The sequence below is a fragment of the Corynebacterium jeddahense genome (assembly GCF_028609865.1).
In the GTDB taxonomy this organism is placed as follows: Bacteria; Actinomycetota; Actinomycetes; order Mycobacteriales; family Mycobacteriaceae; genus Corynebacterium; species Corynebacterium jeddahense.
The window spans coordinates 1,710,095-1,728,828 of the sequence record NZ_CP063194.1 but is presented as its reverse complement, the minus strand read 5'-3'; the positions used below and the strand labels follow the sequence as shown (position 1 = coordinate 1,728,828).

Annotated in this window: 15 protein-coding genes; all 15 read left to right on the top strand. The window is 69.8% G+C overall.

Features of this window, described 5'->3' with window-relative positions:
* Positions 1-10: 10 nt before the first annotated feature.
* Positions 11-1,504 (top strand): UDP-N-acetylmuramoyl-L-alanyl-D-glutamate--2,6-diaminopimelate ligase, encoded by a 1,494-nt coding sequence (locus tag CJEDD_RS08380; protein WP_042407879.1) that lies wholly within the window; start codon positions 11-13, stop codon positions 1,502-1,504.
* 5 nt (positions 1,505-1,509) lie between these two features.
* Complete coding sequence (locus CJEDD_RS08375) at positions 1,510-3,030, top strand: UDP-N-acetylmuramoyl-tripeptide--D-alanyl-D-alanine ligase (protein ID WP_042407882.1); 1,521 nt, start codon at positions 1,510-1,512, stop codon at positions 3,028-3,030.
* Positions 3,031-3,067: 37 nt separating this feature from the next.
* Positions 3,068-4,174, top strand: a complete 1,107-nt coding sequence (gene mraY, locus CJEDD_RS08370) for a phospho-N-acetylmuramoyl-pentapeptide-transferase (RefSeq protein ID WP_042407886.1) — start codon at positions 3,068-3,070, stop codon at positions 4,172-4,174.
* On the top strand, positions 4,174-5,565 hold the full coding sequence (murD, locus tag CJEDD_RS08365; protein WP_273657473.1) for a UDP-N-acetylmuramoyl-L-alanine--D-glutamate ligase: 1,392 nt from the start codon (positions 4,174-4,176) through the stop codon (positions 5,563-5,565). Before mraY ends, murD begins: the two co-directional genes overlap by 1 nt.
* Before the next feature lie 102 nt (positions 5,566-5,667).
* A complete protein-coding gene (locus CJEDD_RS08360) occupies positions 5,668-7,110 on the top strand; it encodes an FtsW/RodA/SpoVE family cell cycle protein (protein ID WP_081764522.1) in 1,443 nt (480 codons plus the stop codon).
* Between the two features lie 15 nt (positions 7,111-7,125).
* Positions 7,126-8,229, top strand: coding sequence for a UDP-N-acetylglucosamine--N-acetylmuramyl-(pentapeptide) pyrophosphoryl-undecaprenol N-acetylglucosamine transferase (locus tag CJEDD_RS08355; RefSeq protein WP_042406919.1), 1,104 nt, complete (start codon positions 7,126-7,128; stop codon positions 8,227-8,229).
* A 2-nt stretch (positions 8,230-8,231) separates the two neighbouring features.
* Positions 8,232-9,653 carry a UDP-N-acetylmuramate--L-alanine ligase gene (gene murC / locus CJEDD_RS08350; protein ID WP_042406922.1) on the top strand — a complete coding sequence of 474 codons (1,422 nt, stop codon included), beginning with the start codon at positions 8,232-8,234 and terminating at the stop codon, positions 9,651-9,653.
* Positions 9,653-10,309: a cell division protein FtsQ/DivIB gene (locus CJEDD_RS08345; protein WP_042406925.1), complete on the top strand. Its 657-nt coding sequence runs from the start codon at positions 9,653-9,655 to the stop codon at positions 10,307-10,309. Before murC ends, CJEDD_RS08345 begins: the two co-directional genes overlap by 1 nt.
* A gap of 136 nt (positions 10,310-10,445) precedes the next feature.
* The gene (ftsZ, locus tag CJEDD_RS08340; RefSeq protein WP_042406948.1) at positions 10,446-11,609 is read left to right on the top strand and encodes a cell division protein FtsZ; all 1,164 of its coding nucleotides are present in this window, start codon (positions 10,446-10,448) and stop codon (positions 11,607-11,609) included.
* Between the two features lie 14 nt (positions 11,610-11,623).
* Positions 11,624-12,349, top strand: a complete 726-nt coding sequence (gene pgeF, locus CJEDD_RS08335) for a peptidoglycan editing factor PgeF (protein ID WP_042406950.1) — start codon at positions 11,624-11,626, stop codon at positions 12,347-12,349.
* Positions 12,342-13,034, top strand: a complete 693-nt coding sequence (locus CJEDD_RS08330) for a YggS family pyridoxal phosphate-dependent enzyme (RefSeq protein WP_042406928.1) — start codon at positions 12,342-12,344, stop codon at positions 13,032-13,034. Before pgeF ends, CJEDD_RS08330 begins: the two co-directional genes overlap by 8 nt.
* Before the next feature lie 37 nt (positions 13,035-13,071).
* Positions 13,072-13,617: a cell division protein SepF gene (locus tag CJEDD_RS08325; protein ID WP_042406931.1), complete on the top strand. Its 546-nt coding sequence runs from the start codon at positions 13,072-13,074 to the stop codon at positions 13,615-13,617.
* Between the two features lie 10 nt (positions 13,618-13,627).
* Positions 13,628-13,936 carry a YggT family protein gene (locus CJEDD_RS08320; protein ID WP_042406934.1) on the top strand — a complete coding sequence of 103 codons (309 nt, stop codon included), beginning with the start codon at positions 13,628-13,630 and terminating at the stop codon, positions 13,934-13,936.
* Positions 13,937-14,070: 134 nt separating this feature from the next.
* A complete protein-coding gene (locus tag CJEDD_RS08315; RefSeq protein ID WP_042406938.1) occupies positions 14,071-15,033 on the top strand; it encodes a DivIVA domain-containing protein in 963 nt (320 codons plus the stop codon).
* A 238-nt stretch (positions 15,034-15,271) separates the two neighbouring features.
* On the top strand, positions 15,272-18,439 hold the full coding sequence (gene ileS / locus CJEDD_RS08310) for an isoleucine--tRNA ligase (RefSeq protein ID WP_042406940.1): 3,168 nt from the start codon (positions 15,272-15,274) through the stop codon (positions 18,437-18,439).
* The last annotated feature ends 295 nt before the right edge of the window (positions 18,440-18,734 follow it).

Sequence of the window (18,734 nt, the reverse complement as noted above, 5' to 3'; positions counted from 1 at the left end):
AGGAACCGCTATGCCAACGCCTACGCCAACGCTGCAGCGCCTCGCCGAGCTGGCGGGCGCGCGCGTCGTCAACGCCCCGGCCGGCGAGGTGCCCGTAACGTTCGTCGGCCTCGATTCGTCGCAGGTCGAACCGGGTGGGCTCTTCGCCGCGCTGCCCGGTACCCGCGTCCACGGGGCGAGCTACGCCTTCGACTCCGCCGCCGGCGCGGTCCTCACCGACGAAGACGGCCTCGCCATCATCCAGCAGACGTCGGATCGCCGCCCCGTCCTCGTTGTCGACGACGTGCGCGCGGTGCTTGGCCACGTTGCCGCCGAGATCTACGGGCACCCATCGCGCGACTTCACCCTGCTCGGCGTGACGGGCACGTCCGGCAAGACCACGACGACGTACATGCTCGAGCGCGAGCTGACCGCGGCAGGTTGCAAGGTGGGGCTCATCGGCACGACGGGCACGAAGATCGTGGGCCGCGACATCGCCACCGAGCTGACCACGCCCGAGGCACCGACGCTGCAGGCGCTTTTCGCGCACATGCGCGACGAGGGCGTGACGCACGTGGTCATGGAGGTTTCCTCCCACGCGCTCATGCTCGGCCGCGTCACCGGCGCCGAGTTCGACGTCGCCGCGTTCACCAACCTCTCGCAGGACCACCTGGACTTCCACCCGACGATGGAGGACTACTTCCAGGCCAAGGCCCTCTTCTTCGACCCGGCGAGCGAGCTCCGCGCCGCCCGCAGCGTCGTCTGCGTCGACGACGAGTGGGGCCAGCGCATGGCCGCGCTCGCCGAGTCCCCGGTCACCGTCGCCACCCGCGGGGAGGCGGACATCACCGCGGAGCTCGTGCGTATCGACGCCTCCGGCACCCAGCACGTCCGCCTCCACGGCGCGGGGCCCGACCGGGAGTTCGCGCTGCCGATGCCGGGCGCCTTTAACGTCGCCAACGCGGCGCTCGCGGCGGGCGTCGCCGAGGTGGCCGGCGTCGACCTCGACGCGTTTCTCGCCGGGCTCGAGCGCGCCGCGGTGCCGGGGCGCATGGAGCGCATCGACGAGGGCCAGCCCTTCGTCGCGGTCGTTGACTACGCCCACAAGCCGGCCGCGATCGGGGCGGTGCTGTCCACGCTGCGCGGCCAGGTCGACGGACGCATCGGCGTCGCCGTCGGCGCCGGCGGCGACCGGGATGCGTCGAAACGCCCGCTCATGGGCGCCGAGGCCGCGAAGGGCGCGGACTACGTCGTGGTCACCGACGACAACCCCCGCACCGAGGACCCCGCCGCGATCCGCGCGGCGGTCCTCGAGGGCGCGCGCGGCGCCGGCACCGGCGCCGAGATTGTGGAGATCGGCCCGCGCGGCGAGGCCATCGACGCGCTCGTGGCGTGGGCGCGCCCCGGCGACGCGATCATCGTCGTGGGCAAGGGCCACGAGGTGGGGCAGCTGGTGGGCGACCGCAAGCTCCACTTCGACGACAGAGAAGAAATGCGGCGCGCGCTCGCCGGCAGGAAGGCGTAACAGACATGATTCCAATGACGTTGGCTCGCATCGCCGAGATCACCGGGGGCCGGCTGAGCCCCGAGGCAGATCCGGACGCCATGGTCACCGGCTATGTTGAGTTCGACTCGCGCAAGATCGGGCCCGGCGGGCTGTTTGTCGCCTTCCCCGGTGCGCGCGTCGACGGCCACGATTTCGTGGACAAGGCCGCGGAGGCGGGCGCGACCGCGTCGCTGACGACGAGGGAGGTGGGCCGTCCTGCGGTGATCGTCGAGAAGCGGCCGCCCCACGAGGGGGACAACTCCGACCTCGCGGCGAACGACCCCGACGGCTCCGCGGCCGGTGTCGTCGACGGGATGTCGAAGCTGGCGGCGGCGGTGGCGCGCGAGCTCGCCGCGGACCACGGGCTGCAGATCGTCGGCGTGACCGGCTCGGCCGGCAAGACGTCGACGAAGGATCTTATCGCCGCCGTGCTCTCGCGCGCCGGCGAGACCGTGGCGCCGCCCGGCTCCTTCAACAACGAGATCGGGCACCCGTACACCGTGCTGCGCTGCACCGAGGAAACCGACTACCTCGTCGCCGAGATGTCCGCTCGCGGGATCGGTCACATCGCGCACCTCGCGACGATCGCGCCGCCCTCGATCGGCGTCGTGCTCAACGTGGGCTCCGCGCACATCGGCGAGTTCGGCTCCCGCGAGAACATCGCCGTGGCGAAGGGCGAGCTCGTCGAGGCGCTGCCTGCCAGCGGCGTCGCGGTGCTCAACGCCGACGACGACCTCGTCTCCGCGATGGCGCCGCGCACGCAGGCGCGTGTGGTCACGTTCTCCGCGTCCGGCTCGCGCGAGGCGGACTACTACGCCACGGACGTCGAGCTCGACGCGGTGGCGCGCGCCTCGTTCACCATGCACACCCCGGCCGGCGAGCCGCAGCACGTGGAGCTCAACGTCTTCGGCGCGCACCAGGTGGGCAACGCGCTCGCCGCCGCGGCGGTGGGCGTGGAGCTGGGCATGGACGCCGCGACGGTGGCGGCGGCGCTGTCGAGCGCGCACTCCGTGTCGGTCAACCGCATGGACGTCAACACGCGTGCCGACGGCGTGACCGTGATCAACGACGCCTACAACGCCAACCCGGAGTCGATGCGCGCCGCGATCGCCGCCCTCGGCTACACCGCGGCGGCGCGGCCCGGCGTGCGCTCCGTCGCTGTCCTCGGCGAGATGAGCGAGCTCGGCGCGGGCGCCGTCGAGGAGCACGCGGCCCTCGCCGACGAGCTGGCACGCTACCGGGTGACGCACCTTGTCGTCGTCGGGCGCACCAACGCGCTCGACGCCCTGGGGGAGCGCGCCCGCGAGCACGGCATCCAGACGACCGTCGTCGACGACACCGCCGAGGCCGCCGACGCGGTGCGTGAGCTGCTGGCCGCAGCGCCGGCGGGGGCCGAGGACTGGCGCACCCGAGAGGACCGCGATGTGGTCTTGGTGAAGGCGTCGAACGCCGCGCGGCTGTGGGCGGTGGCCGAGTCGCTGCTGCAAGGGCATACGCTTAGGTAAGACTCGCGACGAAACGACAAGCAAGGTAGAGCACTCCATGGTTCAAGTCATCTGCGCCGGGATCATCAGTTTCCTGGTCTCGATCTTTGTCACGCCGCAGTTCATCCGGTACTTCAACCGGCGCGCGATGGGGCAGGAGATCCGGGAGGACGGCCCGGCGTCCCACGCCCGCAAGCGCGGCACCCCGACCATGGGCGGCATGGCTATCCTGCTCGGCATCACGCTCGGCTATCTCGGCGGCAGCCTGTGCGCGCTGGCCACGGGCCACACCGCGTTCACCGCGTCCGGCCTCATCGTGCTTGGGCTCACCCTCGCCCTCGGCCTCGTCGGCTTCGCGGACGATGGCATCAAGCTGTTCATGCACCGCAACCTCGGGCTGAACAAGACCGCCAAGCTCGTCGCCCAGTTCGTCATCGCCATCGGCTTCGGCCTGCTCATCCTGCGCTTCCCGGACGAGAACGGGCTCACCCCGGGCTCGCCGTTCCTCTCCTTCGTGCGCGACATCGACACCATCCACCTCAACCTGGGCGGCGGCGTCATCGGCACCATCGCCTTCCTCGCGTTCATCTACATCCTGCTCGCGGCGTGGTCCAACGCGGTGAACCTCACCGACGGCCTCGACGGCCTAGCCGCGGGCACGACGGCGCTCGTCATGGCCGCCTACACCGGCATCACGTTCTGGCAGTTCCGCAACTCCTGCGACGCGGTGGCCACGGCTGGGTGCTACACGGTGCGCGACCCGCTCGACCTCGCCATCCTCGCCGCATCCGGTTTCGGCGCCTGCGTCGGCTTCCTGTGGTGGAACGCGGCGCCCGCGAAGATCTTCATGGGCGACACCGGCTCGCTCGCCCTCGGCGGACTCGTCGCGGGCCTTTCCGTCGGCTCGCGCACCGAGCTGCTCATGATCATCATCGGCTCGCTGTTCGTCCTCGAGGCTGCCTCGGTGGTCATCCAGGTCGCCTCGTTCAAGACCACGGGCAAGCGTGTGTTCCGCATGGCGCCGTTCCACCACCACTTTGAAAACGGCGGCTGGCCGGAGACCGCGGTGGTGGTGCGGTTCTGGATCATCGCCGCGATGTCCGTCATGCTCGGCCTCGCCGTGTTCTACGGCGAGTGGCTCTCCCAGAACGGGGTGGGGCTGTAATGCTTGACGGCCCCGTCCTCGTCGCCGGCGCCGGCGTGTCCGGCCTCGGCGCCGCGCAGCTGCTCGCGCGTGCGGGCGCCGACTTCACCGTTGTCGACGACACCCCCGCGGGCCGCGTCCGGGCCACCGAGCTCGGCTTCGCCACCTGCACGAGCGACGAGGCGCGCGCCCGCTTCGGCGAGACCGAGCTCGTGGTCACGTCCCCCGGGTGGCGCCCGGATACGCCCCTGCTTGTCGACGCTGCGTCCGCCGGCGTCGAGGTCATCGGCGACGTCGAGCTCTGCTACCGGCTCGACCGCGCGGGCGTGTTCGGCCCGCCGCGCACGTGGCTCGTGGTCACCGGCACCAACGGCAAGACCACGACGACGGGCATGCTCGCCGCGATGATGGCCGAGGCCGCCCGCGACACCGGCCGGCGCGCGAGCGCGTGCGGCAACATCGGGGTCGCCGTGAGCGAGGTCATGCTTCTCGACGAGCGCGTGGACGTCCTCGTCGCCGAGCTGTCGAGCTTCCAACTCCACTGGTCCTCCCAGCTCGTCCCGGACGCGGGCGTGCTGCTCAACCTCGCAGACGACCACATCGACTGGCACGGCAGCTTCGCCGCCTACGCGGCAGCCAAGGCCAAGGTGCTCCAGGCCCCGGTTGCCGTCGCCGGCGTCGACGACGCGGAGGTACGCCGCCTCGCCGCGGCGACGGGGCGCGACGACATCGTCGGTTTCACGCTCAATGAGCCGGCGGACGGCCAGGTCGGCGTGGTGGACGGGCGCATCGTCGCGAAGCTGGCGGGCGAGACGGTCGACGTCGCAAGCGCCGAGGGGATCGAGCCCTCGGGGGCGGCGGGTGTCCTCGATGCCCTCGCGGCATCCGCGGTTGCGCTCACCCAGGGCGCCACGCCGGTGCACATCCAGCGCGCGCTCGCGTCCTACCGTGTGCGCGGTCACCGCGGCGCGGTCGTGCACTCCGGTGGCGGGGTGGAGTGGGTGGACAACTCGAAGGCCACCAACCCGCACGCCGCCGATTCCGCGCTCACCGGCGCCGGCACGGTCGTGTGGGTCGCGGGCGGGCAGCTCAAGGGCGCCTCCGTCGACGCGGTGGTGCAGGCGCACGCGGAGCAGTTCCGCGCGGTCGCGCTGCTCGGTGCGGACCGCGAGCTCATCCGGGAGTCCGTGCGCCGCGCCGCCCCGGACCTGCCGGTGTTCGTCACCGACTCGACGGACCCGGAGGAGGCCATGGACGCGGTCGTGGCGTGGGCCGCGACGCAGGCCCAGCCCGGCGACACCGTGCTCCTCGCCCCCGCGGCCGCGAGCCTCGACATGTTTTCCGGCATGTCGGCGCGTGGTGACGCGTTTGCGGCCGCCGCAATGCGACACTGGTGCCCGGACAACAAGTAAGCTCAACTTCAGGTTGAGACTTACTGGGACGGAAGGGGCACGATGACGGTTCAACGCGAACCCCGCGCGCAGCGACGCGCACCAGGTGAAATGCAGCGCCAGATGCAGCACTCACCGCAGCGCCAGATGCAGCGCCGCCCGCAGCGCGCGCAGCAGCCCGCCGCGGAATCGCGGCTGAGCGCCGCGGTCCGCCGCATCGAGGCCGCGCTCGACGCGCGCCCGCTCATCGACTACACGATGATCCGCAGCATCGTGCTCTTCCTCGCAGGCCTCGGCGTCGTCATGGCGATGAGCTCGTCCATGGCCACCTCGTTCGCAGCGAGCGCGAGCGTGTGGGCCCAGGCCGCCCGCCAGGCCATCATGGTGGTCTTCGGCCTCGTGCTCTTCTGGGTCGCGCTGCAGACGCCGCCGGAGCGCCTGCGCCGCGCCTCCAACTGGCTCATGATCATCTCGATCTGCCTGCTCGTCGCCGTGCTCACGAGCCTTGGCACCGGCCGCGAGGAGGTCGGCTCCCAGTCCTGGCTCGCGATCGGCCCGCTGCGCCTCCAGCCGTCCGAGGTTGCCCGCGTCGCCATCGCCATGTGGGGTGCCCAAGTGCTCGAGCACAAGGACCCGAAGCGGATCGGCGCCATCGACAACGGCTTCGTCGGCTTCGGCGCGGTGGCCACGCTGTGTGTGCTGCTCATCGGCATGCAGGGTGACATGGGCATGGCGCTGTCCTTCGCCGTCGTCGTCGCGTTCATCCTGCTGTTCGCCGGCGTCTCCCTCAAGGCGGTCGGCGTGCTCGCGGCCGGCGGCTTCGTCGCGCTGCTCATCGCGTTCTTCTCCGGGGGCTTCCGCTCGAACCGCTTCCACGTCTACTTCGACGCGCTGCACGGCCACTTCGACGACACCAAGGGTGCGGCCTTCCAGTCCCACCAGGGCTTCCTCTCGCTCGCGGACGGCAACGTCTTCGGCGTCGGCCTCGGCCAGTCCCGCGCGAAGTGGTTCTACCTCCCAGAGGCACGCAACGACTTCATCTTCGCCGTCATCGGCGAGGAGCTCGGCCTGTGGGGCGGCGCACTCGTGATCGCGCTTTTCGCACTGCTCGCGTTCTTTGGCCTGCGCACCGCGCGCCGCGCCCAGTCGCAGTACCAGGCGCTTATGGCCGCCTCCCTCACCGCCGCGGTGGTCTCCCAGGCCTTCGTGAACATCGGCTACGTCGTGGGTCTGCTGCCCGTCACCGGCATCCAGCTGCCCATGCTGTCCGCCGGCGGCTCTTCCGCGGTGATCACGCTCGGCGCGATGGGCGTGCTCGCAAACATCGCGCGCCACGAGCCGGACGCGATTTCCTCCATGCAGAACTACGGCCGCCCCGTGTTCGACCGCGCCTTCTTCATTGCGGAGCCGCGCGCGCTGGAGCAGGAGCGTTCCGCGCGACAGGTCCAGCAGGGTGAGCCGGAGCGGCGCCAGCAGCCGCGCCGTGAGCGCTTCGGCACACCCGTCACCGCTCGGGCGGCGGCGCCGCAGCGTTACCATGGGCAGCCGCGCACGCCACGGCATTAGGACGTGAGGAGGACCATGGGTACCAACGAGGAACGCACCGCACCGCTGAGCGTCGTCGTCGCCGGCGGCGGCACGGCCGGCCACATCGAGCCGGCGCTCGCCATCGGCGAGGTGCTCCGCGACACCTACGGCGCCGAGGTCGTCGCCCTGGGTACGGAGCGCGGACTGGAAACCACAATCGTGCCGGCCCGCGGCTTCGAGCTTGCGCTCATCGACCCGGTGCCGATCCCGCGCGGGAAGCCGTGGAAGCTGGCCGCCGTGCCGTTCAAGCTGCGCCGCTCGGTGCGCCAGGCGAAAAAGACGATGCGCGCGACCGGCGCCCAGGCCGTCCTCGGCACGGGCGGCTACGTTGCCGCCCCGGCGTACCTCGCGGCGAAGTCGCTCAAGCTGCCGTTCTTCGTCCTCGAGACGAACGCGCTCGCCGGCATGGCCAACAAGCTCGGCGTCAAGCTCGGCGGCACCGGCTTCAACGCGGTGCCCAACTCCGGCATGCCCGGCGACGTCGTCGGCATCCCCGTGCGCCCGGGCGTCGGCGTCGACCCGGACGGGGCCAAGGCCGAGCGCGGCTACCGCATGTGGGGCCTCGACCCGCAGCGCAAGACCATCCTCGTCACCGGCGGCTCGCAGGGCGCGGTGAACATCAACGCCGCGCTCGCGGGCGCGGTCGAGCGCCTCACCGCCGAGGGGTTCCAGGTGCTGCACGCCTACGGCCGCAAAAACGACGCCCCGGCGAAGCACGACCGCTACACGGCCGTGTCCTACATCGACGACATGGAGGCCGCCTACGCCGTCGCGGATGTCGTCGTGTGCCGCTCCGGCGCCATGACCGTGGCCGAGAATTCCGCCGCGGGGCTGCCCGCCATCTACATCCCGCTGCCGCACGGCAACGGCGAGCAGGGCCTCAACTCGGCGCACCTCGTGGCCACCGGCGCCGCGCTGCGTATCGACGACGCCGCGCTTACCGCGGACACGCTCGTCGAGACGCTGGTGCCCCTGCTGCACGACGACGCCCGCCTCGCCGAAATGCGCGACGCCCTCGAGCACTCCGGCGCCGGCAGCGTGGCCGAGGACCTGGCGCAACGCATCGTCGAGGCCGCCGGCGCCGCACGAAAGGACTAGACATGACAGATCTCTCCCGCGTCCACCTCATCGGCATCGGCGGCGCCGGCATGTCGGGCGTCGCGCACATCCTGCTCGACCGCGGCGCCACCGTCACTGGCTCGGACGCGAAGGACTCGCGCCCTGTCCGCGCGCTGCGCGCGAAGGGCGCGCAGATCGCGGTGGGCCACAACGAGGCGAACCTCGAGCTCGCGGGCGAGCTGCCCACGGCGGTGGTGACGAGCTTCGCCGCGATCCCGCAGGACAACCCCGAGCTCGTGCGCGCGAAGCGCGAGGGGATCCCGCTGCTGCGCCGCTCCGACCTGCTCGCCGAGCTCATGGAGGGCCGCACGCAGCTGCTGCTCGCCGGCACGCACGGCAAGACGTCGACGACGTCGATGACCGTCGTGGCGCTGCAGGCGGCAGGGGAGGACCCCTCGTTCGCCATCGGCGGCCAGCTCAACCGCGCCGGCACGAATGCGCACCACGGCCAGGGCAGCGTCTTCGTCGCCGAGGCCGACGAATCCGACGCCTCGTTCCTGCGCTACGCGCCCGACGTCGCGGTGGTGACCAACATCGAGCCGGACCACCTCGACTTCTACGGCACGCGCGAAAAGTACTTCGCGGTGTTCGACGACTTCGCCGACATCGCCGGCCACCTCGTCGTGTGCCTCGACGACGATAACGCCGCGGCCTGCGGCGAGCGGGCGATCGCGCGCGGGGTCACCGTCTCCGGCTACGGCACCGCAGAGGCCGCACAGCGCCACCCCGACATCCCGGCCGCAGCCGTGATCACTGGCGAGCGCGCCGAGGGCGAACACACGGCGGTGGAGGTGACGTTGCGCACCGAGCGGGTGTGCGGCCGCGTCGCCTACACGCTCGCCATTCCGGGCCACCACATGGCGCTGAACTCCGCCGCGGCGCTCCTCGCCGGCGCGCTCGTCGGCGCGAACCCGGAGAAGCTCGCCCAGGGCCTCAGCGAGTTCACCGGGGTGCGCCGCCGCTTCGAGTACAAAGGCAGCGCCGGGGAAACCCGCGTGTACGACGACTACGCGCACCACCCGACGGAGGTCGCGGCGGTGCTCACCGCGGCCCGCGAGAAGGCGGAGGCGGAGGGCAACGGCGCCCACGTCGTCGTATGCTTCCAGCCCCACCTGTACTCGCGCACGCAGGAGTTCGCCGACGAGTTCGCGCAGGCGCTTTCGCTCGCGGACGCGTGCGTGCTGCTCGATATCTACGGCGCCCGCGAGGCGCCGGTGGAGGGCGTGACCTCGCACATCATCGCGGACAAGATGACCATCCCGGTGCGCCTCGAGCCCGACTTTTCCGCCGCGCCCGCCGCGGTCGCGGCCGAGACCCGTCCGGGCGACATCGTGCTCACGATGGGCGCCGGCAGCGTCACCCTGCTCGCGGACGAGATCCTCGCCGCCCTGCGGGAGGCATAGTGTCGCGCCGATCCATCGCCATCCTCGCCGGCTGCATCGCGCTCGTCATCGCCGTCGCCGCCGCGCTGCCGTTCACGCCCGCGATGCCCGTGAAGTCCATCGACGTCGCGGGCACCGTGAACCTCTCCGAAGAGGAGGTGCAGGCGCTCGCCGGCATCGAGCCGGACACCCCGATGGGGCGGGTCGACGTGCACCGCGCCGCGCGCCAGGTGGCCGCCAACCCTTGGGTGGAGACGGCGAACGTCAAGCGCGACTGGCCCAGCGCCGTCGACGTCACCGTCACCGAGCACGTGCCGGTTGCGTGGGTGGACCAGGGTGGCGAGAAGCACCTCATCGACCGCGAGGGGCGCGATTTCGTCGTCGCGGAGCCGCCGGCGGGAACAGTGCAGCTCGTGGGCGTGGACAGCGGCAACGAGAACCAGATGCGCGACGCGGTCGCGGTAGCGTCGTCGATAAGCGAGAAAGCCCGGCCGCGCGTGCGCGAGCTCGCCACCGACGGCCCGTACAACTTCGTGCTCATGCTTGACGACGGCCGCCCGGTGACCTGGGGGCCAGCCAACGACAACCAGAACAAGGCCCTCGCGCTCGAGACGGTCCTCCAGCTCGAGGGGCAGTCCTTCAACATCACCAACCCCGAACTCGTCACGTCGCGCTAAAACCGCAGGTCACAACTCTAAAGTTGGGGTTGAGGGTTGTGACACGCCGAGCGCGCAACACGAATTCGGCGCGCCGTCAAAGATGATGGGAGGCAGCTTCAGACAACCTCTACCTGTGAAAGGCGAGACCACCACCATGACCTCTCCCGCCAACTACCTCGCCATGATCCGCGTCGTCGGTGTCGGTGGCGGCGGCGTCAACGCCGTGAACCGCATGATCGAAGAGGGCCTCAAGGGCGTCGAGTTCGTTGCCATCAACACCGATTCGCAGGCGCTGCTGTTCACCGACGCGGACACCAAGCTCGACATCGGCCGCGAGGCCACCCGCGGCCTCGGCGCCGGCGCGAACCCGGAGGTCGGCCGCACCTCCGCCGAGGATCACAAGCAGGAGATCGAGGAGTCGCTCAAGGGCTCCGACATGGTGTTCGTCACCGCGGGCGAGGGCGGCGGCACCGGCACGGGCGCGGCCCCGGTGGTGGCCGGCATCGCGAAGAAGATGGGCGCGCTGACCATCGGCGTCGTCACCCGCCCGTTCACCTTCGAGGGCAAGCGCCGAACCCGCCAGGCGCTCGAGGGTATCGAGAACCTCAAAGAGGTCTGCGACACCGTCATCGTCATCCCGAACGACCGGCTGCTGCAGCTCGGCGACGCCGAGCTGTCCATGATGGAGGCCTTCCGCGCCGCCGACGAGGTGCTTTACAACGGCGTCCAGGGCATCACGAACCTCATCACCATTCCAGGCATGATCAACGTCGACTTCGCGGACGTGCGCTCCGTGATGGCCGACGCCGGCTCGGCGCTCATGGGCGTCGGCTCCGCGCGCGGCGAGAACCGCGTCATGGCCGCCACCGAGCAGGCCATCAACTCCCCGCTGCTGGAGACCACGATGGAGGGCGCGAAGGGCGTGCTCATCTCCGTCGCCGGCGGCTCCGACCTCGGCCTCATGGAGGTCAACAACGCCGCCTCCATCGTCGAGGAGAAGGCCGACGAGGACGCGAACATCATCTTCGGCACCATCATCGACGACAACCTCGGCGACGAGGTTCGCGTCACCATCATCGCCACCGGCTTCGACGAGAAGGCGAACGCCCGCCCGACCGAGCCTGCGGAGCAGCCCGTTCAGCAGCAGTCCCAGGAGCCAGCCGCGGCGCCCGCCGACAAGGCCGAGCAGCCCCGCGAGGACTACCAGGCGCGCCACCGCTACGACTCAAGCCGCGGCGGCCTGTTCACCGACCGCGATGCGCCCCGCGACGACGAGGGCGGCTTCGATGACGTGGACGTGCCCGACTTCATGCGCTAGTTATGCTGGCTGGCATGCCAGATCTTTCCCACCGCCCCGTCCGCATGGTGTTCACCTCCCGTGCGGGCGGGGTGTCGTCGTCCCCGTATGACTCGTTCAACCTCGGCACCCACGTTGGCGACGACCCCGCCGACGTCGCCGCCAACCGCGCCCGCCTCGCGGACGTCCTCGGCCTGCCCGCGGAGCGCTTCGTCTGGATGGAGCAGCTGCACACGAACACAGTCACGCGTATCGACGCACCTTCGGCCATCCCCGTCGAAGCCACCGACGCCCTGGTGACTCGCGAGAAGAACCTCGCGCTGTGCGTGCTCGTCGCGGACTGCACCCCGGTGTTGCTCTCCGACCACACCGCCGGGGTCATCGGCGCCGCCCACGCCGGGCGGATGGGCGCGCGCAACGGCATCGTGCGCAATACCGTCGAGGCGATGGCCGAGCTCGGCGCCGAGCCCGGCCGCATCCAGGCGCTCCTCGGCCCGGCCGCCGCCGGCGAGTCCTACGAAGTGCCGGACGCGATGGCTGGAGACGTCGAGAAGCATCTGCCCGGCTCCCGGACCCGGACGCGCAACGGGACCGCCGGCATCGACGTCCGCGCCGGGCTCGTGCGCCAGCTCATGAGCCTCGGCGTGACCCACATCGACGCGGACCCGCGCGACACCATCACCGACACCGACTTTTTCTCTCACCGCCGCGAGGGTGTCACCGGGCGCCAAGCGGGCGTAATTTGGATGCCTGATGCTTAACCTCGACCGAGTCCTCGAAGACATCCACGCCGCAGAACAGGCCGCCGGCCGCGCGCCGGGCAGCGTGCAGCTGCTGCCCGTGACCAAGTTCCACCCCGTCGAGCGGATCATCGAGCTCGCCGATCGCGGCTTCACCCTCGTCGGCGAGAACCGCGAGCAGGAAGCCCGCGAGAAGGCGCAAGCGCTCGACGGGCGCTGCGGCATCGCGATGATCGGGCAGATCCAGTCGAAGAAGGCGAACGCCGTCGCGCGCTGGGCCGCGGAGGTGCACTCGCTCGATTCCGCGAAGCTCGCCCGCGGCCTCGACAGGGGAGTGGCGCTCGCGCTCGAACGCGGCGACCGCGGCGCGGACGCCGACGTGCTGCCGTGCATGATCCAGCTCTCCGCCGACGGCGACGCGGCGAGGGGAGGGGCGACGGCCGACGAGGTCGCCGAGATCGTCGAGGCGGTCGAGGCCGCCGAGCACCTCACGCTCACCGGGTTCATGGTCGTGCCACCGCTCGACGCGGACCCCGCCCGAGTGTTCACCGAGGCGCGCTCGCTGACCGACGCCTACGCCGCCGACCTCAACCGCGGCTTGAGACTTTCCGCTGGTATGAGCGGTGATTTCGCCACCGCAATCGCGTGCGGGTCCGATATCGTGCGTGTCGGAACAGCCCTCCTCGGGCCCCGCCCCGTACCCTGAATTCCACCGCGATCTCACCTCACAAGGAGCCACCCGTATGTCTTTCTTCGGCAGCGCAAAAGAATTCTTTGGCCTCGGCCCCGTCGACAACGGCGAGGACGACGCGTACTACGACGACCCCCAGTACAGCTCGTCCTCGTCCGGCTCCACCGCCTACAACCGGGACCGTGGGGACCTGCGCGACCGCGCCGAGGTCAGCGCGACGCCGCGCCCGGGCCGCGCTGAGCGCGCCGAGTACCGCTCCGAGCACCGGGCGGACCACCGCAGCGAGTCCCGCTCCTCCTACCGGACCCCGAGCGCGCCGACCCACATCGTCACCGCCGCGCCGCGCACGTACAACGACGCCAAGGAGATCGGCGAGCCGTTCCGCGACGGGGACGCGGTGGTCATGGACCTCACCGACCTTGAGGCCGCCGACGCGAAGCGCATCGTCGACTTCGCGGCCGGGCTCTGCTTCGCCCTGCGCGGCAACATGCACAACCTGTCGCGCGACGCGAACACCCGCAAGCGCGTGTTCGCGATCGTCCCGGAGAACGCGACGGTGGGCAAGGACGATCTCAAGCGGGCCGCCGGCCTGCGCTAGGTGATCACGCGTGGCACTTTTCGGAGCTATCCTCTACGCACTCGTCGGCCTGTACGCGCTCGCGGTGGTCATCCGGATCATCGTCGAGATGATCCAGGCGTTTTCGAAGCGGTTCGACCCGCCGCACTGGTTCATCCTCATCGTCGAGCCGCTGTTTCGCGCCACTGACCTGCCGGTCAACGCGCTGCGCAAGCTCATTCCGCCGCTGCGCCTCGGCGGCGGCGTCGGCCTCGACGTGAGCGTGATCGTGCTGTTCCTCCTCCTCGCTGTGTTGCAAACAATCATCGGCGCGACGATGATCAGCCCCGCCGTGCGCTGACCCGGCGTGGCCTGCGCTACACTCTCGAACGAAACAGGTACAATTCAGCAGACAACGTGAGTGCGTTCCCGTAACGTGGGACGCGTTCACTGCCCGCACCGGCGGGTACGTTTACGACATCGAAGGGAACGCAAATGCCGCTGACACCAGCAGACGTGCACAATGTCGCTTTCAGCAAGCCGCCGATCGGCAAGCGTGGCTACAACGAGGACGAGGTCGACCAGTTCCTCGACCTCGTCGAGGACACGCTGGCGCAGCTGCAGGACGAGAACGACGAGCTGCGTGCCCGCGTCGACGAGCTGGGCAAGGGTGCGCCGGCCGCCGCCGCGCCGGTGGTGCGCGCGTCCCACTCCGATGTCGATGAGGCTGCGCTCCGTCGCGAGATCGAGCAGATGCTTCGCGCCGACTTCGACGCGCAGCTGCGTTCCGCGAACGAGGCGAAGTCCAAGGCCGAGGCCGAGGCCCGCGCCGCCAAGGATGACGCCGCCCGCGCCCGCAAGCAGGCTGAGGAGGCCGCGAAGCAGAAGCCGGCCGAGGCGAAGGCGGCAGTCTCCCAGCCCGCCGCCCGCCAGGACGTCTCCGCCGACACCCACGTGCAGGCCGCGAAGGTGCTCGGCCTCGCCCAGGAGATGGCGGACCGCCTCACCAGCGACGCTCAGGCAGAGGCCACCTCGATGCTCGCCGACGCCCGCGCCGCCGCAGAGCGCGAGATTGCCGAGGCGGAGAGCAAGTCGAAGAAGCAGCTCGAGGACGCACAGACCCGCTCCCGCACCCAGCTGCAGGACGCGGAGACCCGCTCCAAGCAGCTCGTCGCCGAGGCCCAGAAGAAGGCCGAGGAGACCACGAACGAGGCCAGCTCCCGCGCCGACGCACAGATCCGCCAGGCGGAGGAGCAGGCGAACAAGCTCAAGGCGGACGCCGAGCGCAAGCACACCGAGATCATGAACACGGTGAAGCAGCAGCAGACCGCGCTGGAGAACCGCATCGCGGAGCTGCGCACCTTCGAGCGCGAGTACCGCACCCGCCTGAAGACGCTGCTCGAGTCCCAGCTTGAGGAGCTCGAGGCGCGCACCACCACCGCGCCGAACGAGAAGTAATCCAACTCACTCGCGTCACGCCCGGCAGTCGTTGTAGACTGCTGGGCGTTACTTGTAACACGCGTCGATCCGGCCATCACCGGGGAGCGTTTCCGGAAGAACGGCGAAAGCTCACTAGACCCGGACGTTGCACATGGGAGACGTCACTTCCTTCACCGCAATGAAGTGGGGGTGCCCCGGCACCCCAAGCAGGGTGGTACCGCGCAGCAATGCGTCCCTGCACGGCTGAAGGAGTGTCATGGTTGGCAACGTCTACCCCAAAGTGGACATGACGGGCGGCAGCGACCGCTTCCCGGATATGGAGCGCGTCGTCCTCGACTATTGGAACAGTGACGGCACGTTCAAGGCCTCGCTGGAGCAGCGGGAGGGCTGCGAGGAGTACGTGTTCAACGACGGCCCGCCGTTCGCGAACGGCATGCCGCATTACGGGCACCTGCTCACCGGCTACGTCAAGGACATCGTCCCGCGCTACCGCACGATGCGCGGCTACCACGTCCCGCGCGTGTTCGGCTGGGACTGCCACGGCCTGCCGGCGGAGCTCGAGGCCGAGAAGCAGCTCGGCATCACCGACAAGGCGCAGATCGAGGACATGGGCCTCGAGCAGTTCAACGAGTACTGCGCCAAGTCCGTCATGCACTACGCCGAGGAGTGGGAGAACTACGTTACCCGCCAGGCGCGCTGGGTCGACTTCGAAAACGGCTACAAGACGATGGACCCGGAGTTCATGGAGTCCGTCATGTGGGCGTTCAAGACCCTCTACGACAAGGGCCTGATCTACCAGGGCTTCCGCGTGCTGCCGTACTCGTGGGCGGAGCACACCCCGCTTTCCAACCAGGAGACCAGGCTTGACGACGCGTACCGCGAGCGCCAAGACCCCACCGTCACCGTGACCATGCCGTTCACCGGCGCCCGGGCCGGCTTCGCGGCCGAGACCACGTGGGCGGAGCACCCAGAGCTGCACGGCGCCGCCGCCATCGCGTGGACCACCACGCCGTGGACCTTGCCGTCCAACCTCGCGCTCGCCGTCCACCCCGATGTGGAGTATTCGCTGGTGAGGCCGGAAGGTAGCGTCGATACGCCGCTGCTGCTCGCCTCGAACCTCCTCGGCGCCTACGCGAAGGAGCTGGGGGACTACGAGCTCGTATCGACGTTCCGAGGGTCGCAGCTCGAAGGCCTCGAGTACGAGCCGGTGTTCGACTACTTCCGCGACACCGACGCCGCGGCGAACGCGTTCATGGTGCTCAACGCGGACTACGTCACCACCGAGGATGGCACGGGCGTGGTGCACCAGGCCCCGGCGTTCGGCGAGGACGACATGGCCACCTGCCAGAAGTACGGCATCGGCCTGGTCATCCCCGTCGACGCGGACGGCAAGTTCACCTCCCAGGTGCCGGAGTACGCCGGCCGGCTCGTGTTCGACGCGAACCGCGACATCATCCGCGACCTCCGCGCGAAGGGTCGCGTGGTGCGCGACCAGACGATTGTGCACTCCTACCCGCACTCGTGGCGCTCGGGCGAGCCGCTCATCTACATGGCGCTGCCGGCGTGGTTTGTGAAGGTCACGGAGTTCCGTGACCGGATGGTGGAGCTCAACCAGGAGATCGAGTGGATCCCGGAGCACATCCGCGACGGCCAGTTTGGCAAGTGGCTCGAGGGCGCGCGCGATTGGAACATCTCGCGCACCCGGTACTGGGGCTCGCCGGTGCCGGCGTGGGTCTCCGACAACCCGGAGTACCCGCGCGTGGACGTCTACGGCTCGCTCGAGGAGCTCGAGCGCGACTTCGGTCGCGGCCCCGAGTCGCTGCACCGCCCGCACATCGACGAGCTGACCCGCCCGAACCCGGACGACCCGACCGGCAAGTCGACGATGCGCCGCGTGCCGGACGTGCTCGACTGCTGGTTCGAGTCCGGCTCCATGCCGTTCGCGCAGTACCACTACCCGTTTGAGAACGTCGAGGAGTTCGAGACCCGCCAGCCGGCCGACTTCATTGTCGAGTACTCCGGCCAGACCCGCGGCTGGTTCTACCTCCAGCACGTCATGTCCACCGCGCTGTTCGACCGCGTCGCCTTCAAGAAGGTTGTCGCGCACGGCATCGTGCTGGGTTCCGACGGGCTGAAGATGTCCAAGTCGAAGGGCAACTACCCGGACGTCATGGAGGTCTTCGACCGCGACGGCTCCGACGCCATGCGCTGGTTCCTCATGTCCTCGCCGATCCTGCGCGGCGGGAACCTCATCGTCACCGAGCAGGGCATCCGCGAGGGCGTGCGCCAGGCGCTGCTGCCGATCTGGAACGCGTACACGTTCCTGCAGCTGTACTCCTCGGAGGACGCGCAGTGGTCCGTGGACTCCGACAACGTACTCGACCGCTACATCCTGGCCAAGACGCACGACCTCGTCGAGAACGTCGGGGCGGCGCTGGAGGACACCCGCATCGCCGACGCCTGCGACGAGGTGCGCAAGTACGCCGACACGCTGACAAACTGGTACGTCCGCCGCTCCCGCGACCGGTTCTGGGAGGGCCAGGAGACCCACCCGGAGGCGTTCAATACCCTGTACACCGTGCTCGAGGTGGTCACCCGCACCGTCGCGCCGCTGCTGCCGTACGTCTCCGAGGTGATCTGGCGCGGCCTCACCGGCGGCCGCTCCGTGCACCTCACCGACTACCCGTCAGCAGCGAACCTGCCCGCCGACGACGAGCTCGTCGCCACCATGGACGCGACGCGCGCGGTGTGCTCCGCGGCGTCGTCGGTACGCAAGGCAAACAAGCTGCGCAACCGCCTGCCGCTGCCGAAGCTCACGGTCGCGCTGCCGAACGCGGGCGCGCTCGAGCCGTTCCGCTCCACCATCCGCGACGAGGTGAACGTGAAGGACGTCGAGCTCACCGACGACGTCGACTCCGCCGGCTCCTTCGAAGTCGTCGTGAACGCCAAGGGCGCCGGCCCGACGCTGGGCAAGGACGTGCAGCGTGCCATCAAGAACGTCAAGGCCGGCAACTACGAGCGCCGCGGCGACGATGTCGTCGTCGACGGCGACATCGTGCTCACCCCGGAGCTCTACACCGAGCGTCTCGTCGCTGAGAACCCCGAGAGCACCGCGCGTGTCGACGCCTCCGGCGCCGTCGGCCTCGTCGTCCTCGACACCACCGTGACCGAGGAGCTCGAGGCCGAGGGCTGGGCAGCGGACGTGATCCGCGGCCTGCAAGACGCCCGCAAGCACGAGGGCCTGGACGTGTCGGACCGCATCGCCGTCGTGCTCGCCGTGCCTGGTGAGAAGGAGCCTTGGGCTCGTCGTCACGCGAAGCACATCGCTGCCGAGACGCTGGCGACCTCGTTCGAGATCGTCACCGAGCCGGTCGAGGGTCACGACATTATCGACGGCGTGACCGCCACCGTGCGCAAGAACTAGCGCGGCTGCTGCCGCTGCACGGCGCTCTCAACTCAGAGTTGAGGGTGCTATGCAGCGGCATAGCTTATTGGGGGGGCGTTTTCAGTAGTGGGGGAGTGGCTGTTCGCCGGGATTATGCCGCAGCATAGTTTATTGGGACAGGGTTCCATTAAGGGGGACGGCCGGTGGAGCCCCCCTCGAGCACTATGCAGTGGCATAGCTTAATGGAAATTGCTTTCAATTTGCATGCGATAAAAATACGAAAAGGTGTGCCATATACTAACGAAAGAAAACAAAAAGGGGAGCCAAAAAGTTT

Coding starts and splice junctions, on each gene's coding strand:
- CJEDD_RS08380 (WP_042407879.1), top strand. CDS start 11: ATGCCAACGCCTACGCCAACGCTGCAGCGCCTCGCCGAGCTGGCGGGC.
- CJEDD_RS08315 (WP_042406938.1), top strand. CDS start 14,071: ATGCCGCTGACACCAGCAGACGTGCACAATGTCGCTTTCAGCAAGCCG.
- pgeF (WP_042406950.1), top strand. CDS start 11,624: ATGCCAGATCTTTCCCACCGCCCCGTCCGCATGGTGTTCACCTCCCGT.
- CJEDD_RS08355 (WP_042406919.1), top strand. CDS start 7,126: ATGGGTACCAACGAGGAACGCACCGCACCGCTGAGCGTCGTCGTCGCC.
- ileS (WP_042406940.1), top strand. CDS start 15,272: ATGGTTGGCAACGTCTACCCCAAAGTGGACATGACGGGCGGCAGCGAC.
- CJEDD_RS08325 (WP_042406931.1), top strand. CDS start 13,072: ATGTCTTTCTTCGGCAGCGCAAAAGAATTCTTTGGCCTCGGCCCCGTC.
- CJEDD_RS08375 (WP_042407882.1), top strand. CDS start 1,510: ATGATTCCAATGACGTTGGCTCGCATCGCCGAGATCACCGGGGGCCGG.
- mraY (WP_042407886.1), top strand. CDS start 3,068: ATGGTTCAAGTCATCTGCGCCGGGATCATCAGTTTCCTGGTCTCGATC.
- ftsZ (WP_042406948.1), top strand. CDS start 10,446: ATGACCTCTCCCGCCAACTACCTCGCCATGATCCGCGTCGTCGGTGTC.
- CJEDD_RS08330 (WP_042406928.1), top strand. CDS start 12,342: ATGCTTAACCTCGACCGAGTCCTCGAAGACATCCACGCCGCAGAACAG.
- CJEDD_RS08360 (WP_081764522.1), top strand. CDS start 5,668: ATGCAGCACTCACCGCAGCGCCAGATGCAGCGCCGCCCGCAGCGCGCG.
- murD (WP_273657473.1), top strand. CDS start 4,174: ATGCTTGACGGCCCCGTCCTCGTCGCCGGCGCCGGCGTGTCCGGCCTC.
- murC (WP_042406922.1), top strand. CDS start 8,232: ATGACAGATCTCTCCCGCGTCCACCTCATCGGCATCGGCGGCGCCGGC.